This is a genomic window from Azospirillum baldaniorum, assembly GCF_003119195.2.
Classification (GTDB): Bacteria; Pseudomonadota; Alphaproteobacteria; order Azospirillales; family Azospirillaceae; genus Azospirillum; species Azospirillum baldaniorum.
This window is the reverse complement of record NZ_CP022260.1, coordinates 503,766-519,324: the sequence shown is the minus strand read 5'-3', so window position 1 is coordinate 519,324 and position 15,559 is coordinate 503,766. Positions and strand designations below refer to the sequence as shown.

General features: G+C 69.0%; 15 protein-coding genes. 4 read left to right on the top strand and 11 right to left on the bottom strand.

Translation table 11 applies throughout. The features are described 5' to 3' along the window. Positions 1 to 8 precede the first annotated feature (8 nt). Complete coding sequence (locus Sp245p_RS28940; RefSeq protein ID WP_014242426.1) at positions 9 to 788, top strand: MetQ/NlpA family ABC transporter substrate-binding protein; 780 nt, start codon at positions 9 to 11, stop codon at positions 786 to 788. A 14-nt stretch (positions 789 to 802) separates the two neighbouring features. Here the strand turns inward: Sp245p_RS28940 and Sp245p_RS28935 are convergent, their stop codons facing one another. The 7 genes from Sp245p_RS28935 to Sp245p_RS28905 form a co-directional block, all read right to left on the bottom strand. Continuing rightward, complete coding sequence (locus Sp245p_RS28935; RefSeq protein ID WP_014242425.1) at positions 803 to 1,606, bottom strand: SDR family NAD(P)-dependent oxidoreductase; 804 nt, start codon at positions 1,604 to 1,606, stop codon at positions 803 to 805. Between the two features lie 10 nt (positions 1,607 to 1,616). After that, a complete protein-coding gene (locus tag Sp245p_RS28930) occupies positions 1,617 to 2,906 on the bottom strand; it encodes a TRAP transporter large permease (RefSeq protein ID WP_014242424.1) in 1,290 nt (429 codons plus the stop codon). Then, positions 2,903 to 3,433, bottom strand: a complete 531-nt coding sequence (locus tag Sp245p_RS28925; RefSeq protein ID WP_014242423.1) for a TRAP transporter small permease — start codon at positions 3,431 to 3,433, stop codon at positions 2,903 to 2,905. Before Sp245p_RS28925 ends, Sp245p_RS28930 begins: the two co-directional genes overlap by 4 nt. An 8-nt stretch (positions 3,434 to 3,441) precedes the next feature. Then, positions 3,442 to 4,479 carry a DctP family TRAP transporter solute-binding subunit gene (locus Sp245p_RS28920; RefSeq protein WP_014242422.1) on the bottom strand — a complete coding sequence of 346 codons (1,038 nt, stop codon included), beginning with the start codon at positions 4,477 to 4,479 and terminating at the stop codon, positions 3,442 to 3,444. A 29-nt stretch (positions 4,480 to 4,508) separates the two neighbouring features. Further along, positions 4,509 to 5,492, bottom strand: a complete 984-nt coding sequence (locus Sp245p_RS28915; RefSeq protein WP_109139135.1) for an alpha-ketoacid dehydrogenase subunit beta — start codon at positions 5,490 to 5,492, stop codon at positions 4,509 to 4,511. After that, positions 5,489 to 6,493 (bottom strand): thiamine pyrophosphate-dependent dehydrogenase E1 component subunit alpha, encoded by a 1,005-nt coding sequence (locus Sp245p_RS28910; protein ID WP_014242419.1) that lies wholly within the window; start codon positions 6,491 to 6,493, stop codon positions 5,489 to 5,491. Before Sp245p_RS28910 ends, Sp245p_RS28915 begins: the two co-directional genes overlap by 4 nt. Positions 6,494 to 6,651: 158 nt before the next feature. Next, positions 6,652 to 7,251 (bottom strand): helix-turn-helix domain-containing protein, encoded by a 600-nt coding sequence (locus tag Sp245p_RS28905; protein WP_014242418.1) that lies wholly within the window; start codon positions 7,249 to 7,251, stop codon positions 6,652 to 6,654. Positions 7,252 to 7,878: 627 nt separating this feature from the next. Here Sp245p_RS28905 and Sp245p_RS28900 point away from each other — a divergent pair. From Sp245p_RS28900 to cysE, 3 genes are read left to right on the top strand one after another with little or no spacing between them, the layout of a single operon-like run. Beyond that, positions 7,879 to 8,808 (top strand): family 2A encapsulin nanocompartment shell protein, encoded by a 930-nt coding sequence (locus Sp245p_RS28900; RefSeq protein ID WP_014242416.1) that lies wholly within the window; start codon positions 7,879 to 7,881, stop codon positions 8,806 to 8,808. After that, positions 8,795 to 10,645: a family 2A encapsulin nanocompartment cargo protein cysteine desulfurase gene (locus Sp245p_RS28895; protein WP_165360013.1), complete on the top strand. Its 1,851-nt coding sequence runs from the start codon at positions 8,795 to 8,797 to the stop codon at positions 10,643 to 10,645. Before Sp245p_RS28900 ends, Sp245p_RS28895 begins: the two co-directional genes overlap by 14 nt. A gap of 17 nt (positions 10,646 to 10,662) precedes the next feature. After that, positions 10,663 to 11,535 carry a serine O-acetyltransferase gene (cysE, locus tag Sp245p_RS28890; protein ID WP_109139134.1) on the top strand — a complete coding sequence of 291 codons (873 nt, stop codon included), beginning with the start codon at positions 10,663 to 10,665 and terminating at the stop codon, positions 11,533 to 11,535. A gap of 281 nt (positions 11,536 to 11,816) precedes the next feature. Here the strand turns inward: cysE and groL are convergent, their stop codons facing one another. From groL to Sp245p_RS28870, 4 genes are all read right to left on the bottom strand, one after another. After that, the gene (groL, locus tag Sp245p_RS28885; RefSeq protein WP_014242412.1) at positions 11,817 to 13,448 is read right to left on the bottom strand and encodes a chaperonin GroEL; all 1,632 of its coding nucleotides are present in this window, start codon (positions 13,446 to 13,448) and stop codon (positions 11,817 to 11,819) included. A 67-nt stretch (positions 13,449 to 13,515) separates the two neighbouring features. Further along, entirely contained in the window at positions 13,516 to 13,809 is a 294-nt protein-coding gene (locus tag Sp245p_RS28880; RefSeq protein WP_014242411.1) for a co-chaperone GroES, read from the bottom strand. A gap of 109 nt (positions 13,810 to 13,918) precedes the next feature. Beyond that, positions 13,919 to 14,461 carry an aminotransferase class I/II-fold pyridoxal phosphate-dependent enzyme gene (locus Sp245p_RS28875; protein WP_014242410.1) on the bottom strand — a complete coding sequence of 181 codons (543 nt, stop codon included), beginning with the start codon at positions 14,459 to 14,461 and terminating at the stop codon, positions 13,919 to 13,921. A gap of 193 nt (positions 14,462 to 14,654) precedes the next feature. Further along, the gene (locus Sp245p_RS28870) at positions 14,655 to 15,497 is read right to left on the bottom strand and encodes a creatininase family protein (protein ID WP_014242409.1); all 843 of its coding nucleotides are present in this window, start codon (positions 15,495 to 15,497) and stop codon (positions 14,655 to 14,657) included. Positions 15,498 to 15,559 lie beyond the last annotated feature (62 nt).

The following is a 15,559-nucleotide window of genomic DNA, read 5'->3' as shown; positions in this document are numbered from 1 at the left end:
CATCCATCATGAAGCGCCTCATTCTCGCCACGACCGGTCTCTTGCTTGCCCTGGCCGCCCCGGCACAGGCCCAGACCATCAAGGTCGGTGCCACCTCCGGCCCGCACGCCCAGATTCTGGAGGTCGTCAAGGCCAACGCCGCCAAGGACGGGTTGGACATCCAGATCGTCGAGTTCACCGAATACATCCAGCCGAACGCCGCGCTGGCCGCCGGCGACCTGGAAGCCAACTCCTACCAGCATCTGCCCTTCCTGAAGGCGCAGATCGACGCCCGCGGCTACGACATCGTGCCGGTCGGCAAGACCACGCTGTTCCCCATCGCCGTCTATTCCAAGCGCCACAAGACGGTGGCCGACCTGCCGGCGGGTGCGTCCATCTCCATCCCCAACGACCCCAGCAACGGCGCCCGCTCGCTCCTGCTGCTGGAGAGCGCCGGGCTGATCAAGCTGAAGCCGGGGGCCGGCATCAAGGCCACCCCGCTCGACATCGTCGAGAACCCGAAGAAGCTGAAGATCGTGGAGCTGGAATCGCCGCAGCTCGTCCATTCGCTGGACGACGTGGACGCGTCGGCCGTCAACACCAACTACGCGCTAGAGGCGAAGCTGAACCCGGTCAAGGATTCGCTGATCCTGGAGAGCCCGCAGTCGCAGTACACCTGCGAGATCGTCGTGCGCAGGAAGGACGCCGACCAGCCCTGGGTGAAGAAATTCGTCGCCGCCTACCAGTCGCCGGTGGTGAAGGAGTTCATCCAGACCAGGTTCAACGGCGCCGCCGTTCCCGGCTGGTAAGTGTGGAAGCGGGCTCAGCCGATGCCGAGGCTGAGCCCGCCGTCCACCGGCAGGCACACGCCGGTGATGTAGCGCGCCTCGTCCGAGGCCAGGAAGACCGACGCCGCGGCGATGTCCCAGGCCGTGCCCTGGAAGCCCAGCGGACACAGCGCGTCGCGCGCCCGGCGCATCTCCCCGGCGTCCTTGTAATGGGCGGCGATCTGGCTGCGAGCCATCGGCGTGTCGATCAGGCCGGGCATGACGGCGTTGGCGCGGATTCCGTCGCGGGCGTGCTGTCGGGCCACCGCGACGGTGAACTGGTTGACCCCAGCCTTCGCCGCCGCGTAGCCGATGTAGGGGTAGGCCCAGCGGATCGCGGCGATGGAGGAGATGTTGACGATCGCCCCCGACCGCTGCGCCACCATCACCGGCAGCACCTGCTTGCAAGTCAGGAAAACGCCGGTCAGGTCGGTGTCGAGCACCCGGCGCCAGCTCTCCTCGCTGGTTTCCACCGGCCCGCCGGGCTCGGTGATGCCGACGTTGTTGTGCAGGATGTCGATGCGGCCGTGGGCGGCGAGCGTGCGCTCGACCGCCGCCGCGACCTCCGGCCCTCTCGTCACGTCGGCGGTGACGGCCAGCGCCGCGAAGCCCTCCGCCGCGATCAGGGCGGCGGTTTCCTCCGCGGCTTCGGTGACCTTGTCCACGGCGACCACGCGGGCGCCCTCGCGGGCGTAGGCGACCGCCGTCGCCTTGCCATTGCCCCAGCCGGGGGCGGAAGAACCGGCACCGAACACCAGGGCGACTTTACCGGCCAGACGCCCGGCCTTTGCTTCGCTCATGATGCGCGACTCACTCGTAACCCAGCGTGTGGGGAATCCACAGGGCGAGCTGCGGCAGAGCGGCGACCAGCGCGAGCGCCACGAACATCGCGACGATCAGCCAGCCGACCCAGCGCACCGTCGCCTCCATCGTGGTTCCGGCGATCTTGCAGGTGACCATCAGATTGACGGCCATCGGCGGGGTGAACTGGCCGATGGCCAGCTTCATGGTCAGGATCACGCCGAACCACACCAGGTCCCACTGGAAGTGGTTGGCGATGGGCACCAGGATCGGCAGCAGGATCAGGAAGGTGGACACCCCGTCCAGGAACATCCCGATCACCACCAGCACCGCGATCAGCAGCGCCAGCACGCCGTACTCGCCGATCCCCAGCGCCAGAATGCCCCGCGCCACCGGGTCAATGATGCCGAGCGTCGCGGTCGCCCAGGCGAAGACGCCGGCCAGCGCCACCACCGTCAGGATCACCCCCGACACCTCCGCCGCCTCCACCAGCAGCCCGTAGAGGTCGCGCAGGGTCAGGGTGCGGTAGACGAAGAATCCGACGAACAGGCCGTAGGCCGCGGCGACCACCGCCGCCTCGGTCGGGGTGAACAGCCCGCCGCGCAGCCCGCCGAGGATGACCACCGGCGCCATCAGCCCCCACACCGCCTCGCGGAAAGCGGGCCACAGGGGCGGGCGCGTCTCGCCGTCCCGCGCGACCTCGCCGAAGCCGTGGCGGCGCGACAGCCAGACCGCCGGAACGATCAGCGCCAGACCGGCCAGGATGCCCGGTACGATCCCGGCGGCGAACAGGGCCGGGACCGACGCCTGCGGCACCAGGATGCTGTAGACGATGAAGGCGATGGAGGGCGGGATCAGGATGTCGGTCGCCGCCGCGGCGCCGATGACGCTGGCGGTGAAGGCGCGGGGATAGCCCTCCTTCAGCATGGCCGCGGTCATCACCGCACCGACCGCGGCGGAGGTCGCCGGACCGGACCCGGAGATGCCGCCCATGAACATCGCGACGACGATGGCGACCGCCGGCAGCGCCCCCTGCCGCTTGCCGACCACCGCCAGCGCGAAGGCGACCAGCCGCGCCGCCACCCCCGACCGTTCGAAGATCAGCCCGGTCAGGACGAACATCGGAATGGCGAGCAGCGGGTACTTCGCCACCCCGGTGTAGACCGTCGTGGAGAGCGACAGGAAGCCCGATCCCTCCAGCGCGATGGCCACTGCCCCGGCGAGCGCCAGCCCTGCCCCGATGGGCACGCCGAGGAACAGCAGAAGGAAGAAGCCGGCGAACAGCAGCAGTGGGATCATGGCTCGCCGGCCCCCGCCTGCAGGATGTCCGGCCGCCGCACCACCCGCACCGCCCGCCCGAGCGCCCGCAGCGTGACCACCGCCGACAGCAGCGGAAGCCACAGCGTGTAGAGCCATTGCGGCACGCCGAGACCGGGCGAGGAGATCTCGAACCGGTACTCGTCGATGGTCATCAGCGTGCCCAGCACGACCAGCGCCCCGAACACCAGCGCCGTGACGCCCAGCGCCAGCAGCTCCGCCCGCAACCGCCCGCGCGGCCCGAACCGGTCGATCAGGAAGCCGATGCGGATGTGATGGTCGCGCGCCACCGCCACCGAGGCGCCCAGCAGGGTCATCGCCACCATCAGGACGATGGCATATTCCTCCGTGAAGGCCAGGGAGACGTTGGTGGTGTAGCGCGTCACCACGTTGGCGAAGGTGATCAGCCCCATCACCGCGATGGCGGCGGCGGCCAGCGCCTCCTCGATCGCCAGGGGAACGCGGGGCTTGTCGGGAGCGGGAGCAGAGGGGGGCGTGGGTTCGGCCATGGCGGTTCTCAGCGGCTCTTCGCCACGGCCTCCTCGGCCTTGCGCACAAGGTCGGCGCCAACCGTCTGCGTCCATTTCTCGTAGACCGGGCGGGTCGCCTTGCGGAAGGCTTCCACGTCGGTCTGCTCCGTCGTCACCACCTGCACCCCGTGGGACGCCAGGGCGGTCAGGGCGGAGCGGTCCTCGGCGGTCAGCCCCTGGCGCGACAGGGCGGTGAATTCGGCGGCGGCCTGCACCGCCGCCTCGCGGACGAGCGCCCGGTCCTCCGGCGTCCAGCTCTCCCACACCTCCTTGTTGGCGATGAACAGCCCGGCGTCGGCGATGTAGTTCCACAGCGTCAGATGCTTCTGGTTCAGGCCGTAGAGCTTGGCGGCGAGGAACAGGCTGACCGGATTCTCCTGCCCGTCCACGGCGCCGGTGGACAGGGCGGGTTGCAGATCGGCGAAGGTCATCTGGGTCGGGTTGGCGCCCAGCGCGGTGAAGATGTCGTTGAAGATGGGCGAGCCCACGACGCGGACCTTCAGCCCCTTCAGGTCGTCCGGCGTGCGCACCGGCTTTTTCGAGTTGGACAGGGCGCGGAACCCATTCTCACCCACGGCCAGCGGCACGACCTGCTTGGATTCGAGGATGCCGAACAGGGCCTTGCCCGGCTCGCCCTGGGCGACCGCGTCGAACGCCTTGCTGTCCGGGAACAGGAAGGGCAGCGAGAAGAGGTTGGCCTCCTTCACCGTCGGCGACAGGTTGATGGTGGAGTTCACCAGCAGGTCGATGGAGCCCTGGCGCAGCCCGGTGAACTCCCGCGTGTTGTCGCCACCGACGAGGCTGGAGCCGGGATAAACCTTCACGGTGATGCGGCCCCTGGTCTTCTCGGTGACCAGCTCGGCCCAGCGGTAGGCCCCCTCCGCGATGGGGATGGGGCGGCTGCCGACCACCGACAGCTTGTATTCGCTCTTGTACTCGGCGGCTTCAGCGGGCGCCGAGAGGACGGCCAGCGCACCGAACAGGGTCAGCGCGGCGGCCAGCAGGGGGCGCGTTCTCGTCAGCATGAACAGGAACTCCGAAGAGGGGAATGGGGTCAGGAGCGCCAGGAGACCAGACCGGCCGCCGCGGCGGCGACCGCCGGGGCGGTGATGCGGCTCGCCGGCTCCAGCGCCGGCGAATAGGGGACGGGGATGCGCGGGGCGCCCAGCCGGCGCACCGGCGCCTTCAGCGCGCCGAACAGCGCGTCGGCCACCGTCGCGGCGATCTCCGCGCCGAAGCCGGCCACTTCGACCGCCTCGTGCACCACCAGCAGACGCCCGGTGCGGGCGACGGAGTCCAGCACAGCGCCGCGGTCCCATGGCCACAGGCTGCGCAGGTCCAGGACGTCGAGCGACACGCCCTGCGTCTTGGCCAGGGCGGCGGCGGCCTCGGCGATGCGGACGCCGCCGGACCAGGTGACGACCGTCACGTCGCGGCCCTCGCGCACGCGGCGGGCGACGCCGATCGGCACCTCCCAATCGCCGTCCAGCGGCACTTCGCCCTCCGCGGGCCACAGGTCCTTGTGCTCCAGATAGACCACCGGGTCGTCGGATCGGATGGCGGCGCGCAGCAGCCCGTAATTGTCGGCAGGGGTCGCCGGGGCCAGAACGACAAGGCCGGGGATGTGGACGTACCAGGATTCCAGCGACTGTGAATGCTGGGCGGCGGAGTTGCTCCACAGCCCGACCGGCTGGCGCACCACCAGCGGCACGCGGGCCTGCCCGCCGAACATGTAGCGCGCCTTGGCCGCTTGGTTGACCAGTTCGTCCACCGCGCAGAGCGCGAAGTCGGAGAAGCGCATCTCCACCACCGGACGGGTGCCGAGCAGGGCAGCACCGACCGCACCGCCCATGATGGCGGCCTCGGAGATCGGCGTGTCAACGACGCGGTTCGGCCCGAATTCGGCCTGGAGTCCTTGATATTGGCCGAACACGCCGCCCCGGCCGATGTCCTCGCCGAGCGTCCAGACGGCGGGATCGGCGGCCAGCTCGTGGGCAAGGGCGAGGCGCGCCGCCTCGCGGTAGGTCAGGCGGCTCATTGCGGCGCTCCGATGTCCTGTACGTCGGTGAAGGCGGTGCGGAGGTCCGGCCAAGGACTGTCCAGAGCCGTGGCGAGGGCGGCGGCCAGCGTCTCGCGCTCGTGGCGCTCGACACGCTCCAGCGCGTCCGGAGTCACGCCGAGTTCGGCCAGCGTGGCGGCGGCGCGCTGGAGCGGGTCGTTGCCGGCGAGCTGCGCCCGCACCTCCGCCGCGTCGCGGTAGGTGGCCGGGTCGCTGGAGGTGTGGCCGCGGAAACGGTAGGTGCGGGCGTGCAGGAATTGCGGCCCGCCGCCATCGCGCACGGCGCGGACGAGGGCCGCCGCCGCCGCGTCCACCGCCGCCAGGTCGTTACCGTCCACCACGGTGACCGGGATGCCCAGGCTTTCCGCCCGAACGCCGGGACCACCGCCCGCCGACACGCTGCCGGTGCGGGTGGTGGCGCCATAGCCATTGTCCTCGCAGACGAACAGCACCGGCAGCCGGAAGGCGGCGGCCCAGTTCAACGCCTCCAGGAAGGGGCCGCGATTGGTGGCGCCGTCGCCGAAGAAGCAGACGGCGATCCGGTCCTCGCCCTTCAGCGCGATGGCGTGGGCGGCGCCGACCGCAATGGGCAAGCCGGCGGCCACGACGCCATTGGCGCCCAGCATACCGACCGAAAAGTCGGCGATGTGCATCGACCCGCCCTTGCCGCCGCAGGTGCCCCCGGCGCGCCCGCACAGCTCGCGGAACATGGCCAGCGGGTCGGCACCCTTAGCGATGGTGTGGCCGTGGCCGCGGTGCGTGCTGGTCAGCACGTCGTCGGCGCGCAGATTCGCCCCGACGGCGGCGGCGATGGCCTCCTGCCCGATGGACAGATGGATGTAGCCCGCCACCTGCCCGGCCTTGTGGGCCTCGTCGGCCAGCGTCTCGAAAACGCGAATCCGCTGCATCGTGGCGTACAGCCCCAGGAGCCGTTCTGCATCGGGTGCAGCGGCGTCCGAGGGCAAACTCGGTAGTGCCATGGGATTTCCGTGCCTTGATTATCTATTTTCATACTAGGCTAATTGAGTTTATTCACACCCGCATATGCATTTCCAGAAGATTCTTGGCAAACCTGTCAGTTATGGCTTGATATCTATGTGAAATATCGACAAGGGACGCACGGTCCGGACCGCTGCCTTCAGCCTTCTCCGTGCGTAAGGACCAGAAACAGCCGGGCGTCCACATCGTCGGCGTTGCGACACCGGTAGGTCCGTTCCGCCTCGAACAGGACGGCGTCGCCGGCCGCGAGGCGGTGCAATCCCTTGCCGACGCACAGTTCCACGGCCCCCTCCGCCACCACCAAGTTGATGCTGGAGCCGGAGGAGACGCCGCCGCCGGTTTCGCATCCCCCCGGCCGCAGGCGGATTTCAAGGAAGTCGGTTCCCCGCCCCTCCCCCGGCGGCGCGAGGGACCGCGACAGCACCAGCCCGTCGGGCGAGACGAAGCTGCGCGCCTGATCCTCCCGCATCAGAAGCACATCGCCCCGTCCGTCCAGCCGAGTCAGCGCCGTCAGCGTCACGTCCAGGGCGCGGGCGATCTTCCACAGTACGGTGATGGTGGGGGCGCTCCGTCCCAGTTCGATTTGTCCCAGCATCGCCCGGCTGACGCCGGACAGCCGGGCCAACCGCTCCAAGGACAGCCCCTGGCGCGTGCGCAACCGTCTTAGATTGCGGCCAAGGGCGGCGGGGATCGCCGATTCCGGCGTGCTGGAGACGCAGTCGTCGTTCGCGGCGCTCACGGCTCGTTCCCTCATTGCGCAGGATAGCCCCTGCGGGAAAGGGAGAATAACGCGAATTGCCTACCAATTAAATAGATTTAACACAGCCTAACCGTTTCGCCCGTGTGTACAACAAGATCCATCCGTGCTTACCGTGGGGCGAATGCCCCCGTCAGTGAGTTGACGCTCGTGGAAATCCTGCAGATGGCATGAGGATTCCAACCAATTGCCCGAAAGACTCATGGAGATGATAGGACGACCTGCAGTCGGAAACGATGATGGCGCTTCGCATTATCTATTTAAAAAATAGGAAATTACCATCCAGACCGCTCCGCAACCCGTCGAAACTCCTTTCGTCGCGTCTTCGCCCAATCGAACGGAGGCTTGTCTGTTATAGCGGACCAATCGACAGCCGCGCCGCTACCAATGCTTGAGGCTGCGGCGAAAGCCATTCATGGTCATATCCACCTTCGGCGAGGCGGTGCCATCCCATAGGCCGTTTCGCCGAGCCGGGGTTTCCACTCCCGCCCATCGATCTTTCATCCCCGCGTCCGCAAGCCGCCGATTCCCCGGAGTCGGCGCATGGCGCCGGCTGCCGTTTTCGTCCCATCGCCTTTCTCACGCCGCCTTTCCAAAGGAGCCGATTTCATGTCCGAAGACACCGAGCTGCGCCGAACATTGAACGAGCAGGCGGCCCGCCAGCTCGCCAACGCCACGAAGACACGGGCGCAGTGGTCGGGCATAACGCCGCGCTGGCTGGTGTCCTTCCTGCCCTGGACCCCGGTGGAGGCCGGCATCTACCGCCTGAACCGGGTCGTCGATCCCCAGGGTCAGGTGCGGACCGAGGTGGAGTGCAGCCCGCGCAACGACGCCGACCTGCCGGAAACCTTTGTCCCCTACGACGAGAACCCGCGGGAATATTCGCTGAACGCGGTCACCACCGTTCTCGACGTGCAGACCCGCGTCTCCGACCTCTACAGCCATCCCATCGACCAGATCCAGGAGCAGCTCCGCCTGCTGATCGAGAAGGTGAAGGAGCGCCAGGAGAGCGAGCTGATCAACAACGCCGAATACGGCCTGCTGACCAACGCCGCCCCGGGCCAGCGCATCAAGACGCGCAAGGGCCAGCCCACACCCGACGACCTGGACGAGCTGATCGCCAAGGTGTGGAAGGAGCCGGCCTTCTTCCTGGCCCACCCGCGCGCCATCGCCGCCTTCGGGCGCGAATGCACCCGCCGCGGCGTTCCGCCGCCCACGGTCACCCTGCACGGCTCGCCCTTCCTGACCTGGCGCGGCCTGCCGCTGATCCCCAGCGACAAGCTGCACGTCACGCCCGAAGGCCGCACCAGCATTCTTCTGCTGCGCACCGGCGAGGCGAAGCAGGGCGTGATCGGCCTGTTCCAGCCCGGTGTCCCCGGCGAGGTGGCACCCAGCCTGTCGGTCCGCTTCATGGGGATCAACCGCAAGGCCATCGCCTCGTACCTGATCTCGCTCTACTGCTCGGCCGCGATCCTGACCGAGGATGCCATCGGCGTGCTGGAGGATGTCCATGTCGGCAACTACTATGACTACGCCTGACGCCGCCACCCTGACCCTGCCGCCACCGGCGGCGGGGTTCGGCGGGCCGGAAGCGGGATTGCCGGACATTGCTCTGATCGGGCGTCTCGCCAACCAGTTCTTCCAGGCGCTTCCCTCCGGCCCGGCGCCCGCAGTGGCCCCGCCGTCCGGGCTGTCGGCGGCGCAGGCGCCGGGACCGCTGCCCGCGGCGCCGCAGCCGGGTCCGGCGCCCAACCCGTCCGCCTCCCCCGCCCCTTCGCTGCGGCCCGCGGCGCCCGCCGTGCCATCGGCGATCGGTGACGGCGGGCTGGGGTCGATCCTGCATTCGCTGGGCGGCGCCCTGTCGCTGGTCCCGCCGCTGCCGGGTGCGGCCACGGTTCCCTCCGCCCCGGTCGCAGGCGCTCCGCCCCTGCCTTCCGGCGCGCCCTATTTCCTCGACAACGGGCGCAACGCGGCGACCGGTCACGGCGCCGCAGCGCCTTCCGCCGCAGCGCCCACTGCCGCCGCCCCCACTGCCACCGCGCCTTCCGCCGTTCCCCCGGCCCCCGGCCTTCTGGTGGATGTCGGCGCTCTGTCGGTGCAGTTGCGCGCCGAGCAGGTGCCGGATCTGCCGCAGCCCGCCAGCCCGGCCTTCGACCCGCGCGCCGCGCGCCGCGACTTCCCGATCCTGAACCAGACGGTGCACGGCAAGCCGCTGATCTGGCTGGACAACGCCGCCACCACGCAGAAGCCGCAGGCGGTGATCGACCGGCTCGCCCGCTTCTACGCGGAGGAGAACTCCAACATCCACCGCGCCGCCCACGCGCTGGCCGCCCGCGCCACCGACGCCTATGAGGAGGCGCGCGAGAAGGCCCGCCGCTTCGTCGGGGCCGCCGACACGGACGAGATCGTCTTCGTCCGCGGCGCGACCGAGGCGATCAACCTCGTCGCCAAGGCGTGGGGCCGCCAGCACATCCGCGAGGGCGACGAGATCGTCGTCACCTGGCTGGAGCATCACGCCAACATCGTGCCGTGGCAGCAGCTCTGCGCCGAGACCGGGGCGCGGCTGCGGGTGGTTCCTGTGGACGAGGACGGTCAGATCCGGCTGGACGAATACGCCCGGCTGCTGAACCCGCGCACCCGTCTGGTGTCGCTGACGCTGGTGTCCAACGCGCTCGGCACGGTGACCCCGGCGGCGGAGATGGTGGCGATGGCGCGCTCCGCCGGGGCGGTCACGCTGGTGGACGGCGCGCAGGCGGTGTCGCACATGCCGGTGAACATGCAGGCCCTGGGCTGCGACTTCTTCGTGCTGTCCGGCCACAAGATGTTTGGCCCGACCGGCATCGGCCTGCTCTACGGTCGGCGGGAGGTGCTGGAGGGCATGCAGCCCTGGCAGGGCGGCGGCAACATGATCGCCGACGTGACCTTCGAGAAGACCGTCTACCAGCCCGCCCCCATGCGGTTCGAGGCCGGAACCGGCAACATCGCCGACGCGGTGGGGCTGGGTGCCGCCATCGACTATCTCGACCGCATCGGCATGCCGGTCATCGCCGCCTACGAGCATTCCCTTCTGGAGTACGCCACCGCCGGCCTGTCGACCGTTCCCGGCCTGCGGCTGATCGGCACGGCGCGCGAGAAGGCCGGCGTCCTCTCCTTCGTTCTCGACGGCTGCCGGACGGAGGAGGTGGGCCGGGCGTTGGACCGGGAGGGCATCGCGGTGCGCTCCGGCCATCATTGCGCGCAGCCAATCCTGCGGCGCTTCGGGGTGGAGAGCACGGTGCGTCCGTCGCTGGCCTTCTACAACACCTGCGAGGACCTCGACGCGCTGACCGCCGCCCTGCACCGCATCCGCCACACGCTGGTCCGGCGCGGCCACTGACCGGAAGGAAACGCCCCATGGGCCGCATCGTCACCCCCGCCCGCTTCGCCCAGGCCCCCGCCAACCACGCTGGATTCGAGACGGACTCCGACCGGGAGCGGGCGGCCCTGTGGGCGCGCCTGCGCACCGAGGCGGAAGCCGTGGCGGACGGCGATCCGCTGCTGCGCGGCTTCATCCACATCGTGGTGCTGTCGCACGATGGCTTCGCCTCCGCGCTCGGCGGGCATCTGGCGCGCAAGCTGGGCGACTGGTACATCCCCGCCGAGCGTCTGGCCGACATCACCGAGCAGGCCCATGCCGGCGATCCCGGCATCGTCGCGGCGGCGGTCGCCGACCTGACGGCCATCGTGACCCGCGATCCGGCCGCGGACGGCCTGCTGACGCCCTTCCTCTACTTCAAGGGCTTCCATGCCCTGCAATGGCACCGCGTCGCCCACTGGCTGTGGGCGCAGGGGCGCCGCGACCTCGCCCATTTCCTGCAAAGCCGGGTGTCGGAGGTGTTCGCGGTGGACATCCATCCGGCCGTTTCCATCGGGCGCGGCGTGCTGATCGACCACGGGACGGGGGTGGTGATCGGCGAGACCGCCGTGGTCGGCGACGACGTGTCGATCCTCCAGGGCGTCACGCTGGGCGGCACCGGCAAGGAGCATGGCGACCGCCATCCCAAGGTGCGCGACGGCGTGCTCCTGGCCGCCGGGGCCAAGGTGCTGGGCAACATCGAGGTGGGTCGCCACGCCAAGGTCGGCGCCGGCAGCGTCGTTCTGAAGCCGGTGCCGCCCGGTGCGACAGTGGCCGGCGTTCCCGCCCGCGTCGTCGGCTGGTTGACCTCCGGTCAGGCCCCGGCGGTGGAGATGGATATGAGCCTGCCCGAACCCGAATACACGATCTGATGCCAACGGCGCTTGAAGGCGCCGTTGGCATCACCCTCTCAATCAACGCTAGCGCGTTGATCTGACGGGTTTCACGGTTGAAAAATGATGGAAGTGATCGTTTTCCAACCGTATGACGGGGCGCGCCGGAAAAAGAACCGCCGCCCGCCGGCGGGGCGTGGACCCGCGGGCGGGCGGCGGTTTCAGGCACGGGAGTACGGGCACCGGCGGGGCGGGCGCCGAAAGGACATCGGTCCCCGGGACATCGGCCGCCGCGCCCACCGGCCCCCTGACGGTTCCGATCAGAAATCGTAACCGCCGCCGGCCCCGGCGGGTGCCGCCGGAGACTTCGGTTCCGGACGCTCGACGATCAGCGCCTCGGTGGTGATCAGCAGGCCGGCGACCGATGCCGCGTCCTGCAAGGCGATGCGAACGACCTTGGCCGGGTCGATGATGCCGGCCTTCAGGAGGTCGGTGAAGGCGCCGGTCTGCGCGTCGTAGCCGAAGGCGGTGTCGTTGCCCTCCAGCAGCTTGCCGACGATGACCGACCCGTCGGCGCCGGCGTTCTCGGCGATCTGGCGCACCGGGGCCTGCAAGGCGCGGCGGACGATGTCGATGCCGACACGCTCGTCGTCGTTGACCGGCACCAGCGCGTCGATGGCCCGGCCGGCGTAGAGCAGGGTCACGCCGCCGCCGGGAACGATGCCCTCGGCGATGGCGGCGCGGGTGGCGTGGACGGCATCGTCGACGCGGTCCTTGCGCTCCTTCACCTCGACCTCGGTCGAGCCGCCGACACGGATCACCGCGACGCCGCCCGACAGCTTGGCAAGACGTTCCTGCAGCTTCTCGCGGTCGTAGTCGGACGTGGTCTCGTCGATCTGGGCGCGAATCTGCACGATGCGGGCGTCGATCGCCTCGCGGCCGCCGGCGCCGTCGATGACCGTCGTCTCGTCCTTGGCGATCACCACCCGCTTGGCGGTGCCGAGATCGGCCAGCGAGACGCTCTCCAGCTTGATGCCGAGATCCTCGCTGATCACCTGGCCATTGGTGAGGATGGCAATGTCCTCCAGGATCGCCTTGCGGCGGTCGCCGAAGCCCGGCGCCTTGACCGCCGCGATCTTCAGGCCGCCGCGCAGTTTGTTGACCACCAGGGTCGCCAGCGCCTCGCCCTCGACATCCTCCGCGATGATCAGCAGCGGGCGCGACGACTGGACGACGGCCTCCAGAACCGGCAGCAGGGGCTGCAGGCTGGACAGCTTCTTGTCGTGGATCAGGATGAAGGGGTTGTCGAGATCGGCCACCAGCTTTTCGGCGTTGGTGACGAAGTAGGGCGAGAGATAGCCGCGGTCGAACTGCAGCCCTTCGACCACGTTCAGTTCGGTTTCGAGGCTCTTGGCCTCCTCCACGGTGATGACGCCGTCGTTGCCGACCTTGGCCACCGCCTCGGCGATGATCGCGCCGATGGCGCGCTCGCCGTTGGCGGAGATGGTGCCGACCTGCGCCACCTCGTCGTTGGTGGAGATGGTCTTGGCCCGCGCCTTGATGTCGGCGATCACCGCGGCCACCGCCCGGTCGATGCCGCGCTTGAGGTCCAGCGGGTTCAGCCCGGCGGCGACGGCCTTGGCGCCTTCGCGGACGATGGCCTGGGCGAGCACGGTGGCGGTGGTGGTGCCGTCACCGGCCAGATCGGCGGTCTTCGACGCGACCTCGCGCACCAGTTGGGCGCCGAGATTCTCGAACCGGTCGGCCAGTTCGATCTCCTTGGCGACCGAGACGCCGTCCTTGGTGATGCGGGGCGCGCCGAACGACTTCTCGATGACGACGTTGCGGCCCTTGGGACCCAGCGTCACCTTCACGGCGTTGGCGAGGGTGTCGACGCCGCGCAGGATGCGGTCGCGGGCCTCGGCGGAAAACTTGACGTCCTTGGCGGCCATGGTGATGTCCCTATTGTCGAAGTCTTTTTGGGATGGGTTCGGGCGGAATCGGTCGGACGGCCCGTCGTCAGGCGGGCTCGAGCACGCCGACGATGTCGGCTTCCTTGATGACCAGCAGATCCTCGCCCTGCACCTTGATCTCGGTGCCCGACCATTTGCCGAAGACCACGCGGTCGCCAACCTTCACGTCGAGCGGATGGACACGGCCCTGGTCGTCGCGCGCGCCAGGACCGACGGCGATCACCTCGGCCTCCTGCGGTTTCTCCTTGGCGGTGTCGGGAATGATAATCCCCCCCTTCGACTTCTCCTCCTGCGCCACACGGCGGACGACGACGCGGTCGTGCAACGGACGGAACGGCATGCCTGATGTCTCCTCATTCGGATCGTTCGCGGTGATCCGTAATCACCTCACGAACAGAGCATAATCATCCTTCTTTCCTACTGTAAAGATAGTGTTTTGTATTTTTATATCACTTATATAATTTGTTTAAAAGCCGTCCGGTCCTTCTTTCGCGGTTCCGCCAATCGGCGAGCCGCTCCAGCGCTTCATGCAGCAACGGCAGCCGCTTGGCGGAGCACAGGCGGATCAGCGAGGTCATGTCGCGCTCCGCGTAGACGCTGCTGACCGGCGCGGCGGCAACACCGGATTCGGCAACCAGACGGCGGCAGAAGGCGAAGCCGTCGCCATCGCGGTCGAGTCCGCCGATCTCCACGCACAGGAAATAGGTGGCGCCGCAATCGAGCGCGCTGAAGCCGAACTTACGCAGCCCGTCGGCGAGTTGGTCGCGATTGTGCTGGAAGGTCGCCTGCAGGCCATGGAAGTAGGAGTCCTCCATTCCAAGCCCGAAAGCGACCGCGGCCTGGAGATGGGGCGGCTCCAGCAGACCGAAGAAGCAGTCGGCTAGCGCTTCGGTCGCGCCGGCGGTGACCAGCACCTCGGTGGCCCAATCGGCGTCGATGTTCCAGAAGCGGCGGTTCGCCTCGGCCACCGCCCGGCGCAGGGCTGGGGACATCGTCACGCATGATGCGTTCCTCCTCGTCCGACGCCCGTTGCGGCCAAGCTGACGACTGGTTCTTTGAAAATGTGAACGAAGTCAGCAGTTTACCGGGCAGAGGTTCCCCCGCACCCGCGGGAATAGACCCGCCGCACCGACGCGGCAACGGTGCGGATCGCCCCGCCTGCGATATCGATCCGCCGTCCGGCTTTCAGGGCGCCCGCCCGGCGAAATGCACCGTGAAGCGGGTCACCCGCTCCACCAGCCGGTCCACCAGAGCGGCCCCGGTCTCCGGCGAACTCAGCCGGGCGTCGCCGTGCAGCACGGCGTTGGGCGAGATCTCGTCCACCGCGACGGGAACCGACACCTCCGCCCCCTCGAAGGACACGGTGCCGAAACCGGCCATCGGCAGATCGAGAACCCGGCCGGGAGCGATCGGCTCGGGCACGAGGTCCGGCCGGACGAGATCCGGGAAGAGATGCCAGTAGACGCTGGTCAGCGGGTCCGCCCCGTGGCCGCTGGCGCGCTTGGCCGTCTCCGGACCCAGGATCTCCGGCAGCAGGGCGTAGCCGATGCGCCAGAGATACAGGCTGGGCACGAGCACCTTGCGGCGGCGGTAGAGGGTCCGGGTCACGTCGTTGACCGGCTCCACGTTGCCGCCATGGCCGTTCAGGACGATCAGCCGGTCGATCCCCTGGTCCACGAGGCTGGCGAAGATGTCCTCCAGCACGGCCCGCATCGTCGTCTGGGACAGGGCGATGCCGCCCACCGTGGTGGCGAAGAAGTTGCCGCCGCCGAACGGCAGCGTCGGCGCCACATAGGTCTCCACCCCGCGCGCCGTCGCCCGCGCCGCCACGCGGTCGGCAATGGCGCCGGCGGCCAGATGGTCGCCCATGGGGGCGTGCGGTCCCTGATCCTCGTGGCTGCCCAGCGGCAGCAGCACGACCGGCCGGCGCGCGAAGACCGCCCGCGCCTCCTCCGCCGTCAGTTCGGCGAGCCGCCTCTTGTCCGTCTCCACCCCGACCGCCTGACCGGTCCCGCGCTCCTGAGGCATGCCGGGCCACCTTTCTATTCGCTGAGTGAATAATGATTTCGAATTCTTGAATCTGCGCCTTG

What these genes read in the sequence shown, in the direction of transcription:
- Sp245p_RS28940 (WP_014242426.1), top strand. Translation starts at nt 9, where the DNA reads ATGAAGCGCCTCATTCTCGCCACGACCGGTCTCTTGCTTGCCCTGGCC.
- Sp245p_RS28935 (WP_014242425.1), bottom strand. Translation starts at nt 1,606, where the DNA reads ATGAGCGAAGCAAAGGCCGGGCGTCTGGCCGGTAAAGTCGCCCTGGTG.
- Sp245p_RS28930 (WP_014242424.1), bottom strand. Translation starts at nt 2,906, where the DNA reads ATGATCCCACTGCTGCTGTTCGCCGGCTTCTTCCTTCTGCTGTTCCTC.
- Sp245p_RS28925 (WP_014242423.1), bottom strand. Translation starts at nt 3,433, where the DNA reads ATGGCCGAACCCACGCCCCCCTCTGCTCCCGCTCCCGACAAGCCCCGC.
- Sp245p_RS28920 (WP_014242422.1), bottom strand. Translation starts at nt 4,479, where the DNA reads ATGCTGACGAGAACGCGCCCCCTGCTGGCCGCCGCGCTGACCCTGTTC.
- Sp245p_RS28915 (WP_109139135.1), bottom strand. Translation starts at nt 5,492, where the DNA reads ATGAGCCGCCTGACCTACCGCGAGGCGGCGCGCCTCGCCCTTGCCCAC.
- Sp245p_RS28910 (WP_014242419.1), bottom strand. Translation starts at nt 6,493, where the DNA reads ATGGCACTACCGAGTTTGCCCTCGGACGCCGCTGCACCCGATGCAGAA.
- Sp245p_RS28900 (WP_014242416.1), top strand. Translation starts at nt 7,879, where the DNA reads ATGTCCGAAGACACCGAGCTGCGCCGAACATTGAACGAGCAGGCGGCC.
- Sp245p_RS28895 (WP_165360013.1), top strand. Translation starts at nt 8,795, where the DNA reads ATGACTACGCCTGACGCCGCCACCCTGACCCTGCCGCCACCGGCGGCG.
- cysE (WP_109139134.1), top strand. Translation starts at nt 10,663, where the DNA reads ATGGGCCGCATCGTCACCCCCGCCCGCTTCGCCCAGGCCCCCGCCAAC.
- groL (WP_014242412.1), bottom strand. Translation starts at nt 13,448, where the DNA reads ATGGCCGCCAAGGACGTCAAGTTTTCCGCCGAGGCCCGCGACCGCATC.
- Sp245p_RS28880 (WP_014242411.1), bottom strand. Translation starts at nt 13,809, where the DNA reads ATGCCGTTCCGTCCGTTGCACGACCGCGTCGTCGTCCGCCGTGTGGCG.
- Sp245p_RS28875 (WP_014242410.1), bottom strand. Translation starts at nt 14,461, where the DNA reads ATGTCCCCAGCCCTGCGCCGGGCGGTGGCCGAGGCGAACCGCCGCTTC.
- Sp245p_RS28870 (WP_014242409.1), bottom strand. Translation starts at nt 15,497, where the DNA reads ATGCCTCAGGAGCGCGGGACCGGTCAGGCGGTCGGGGTGGAGACGGAC.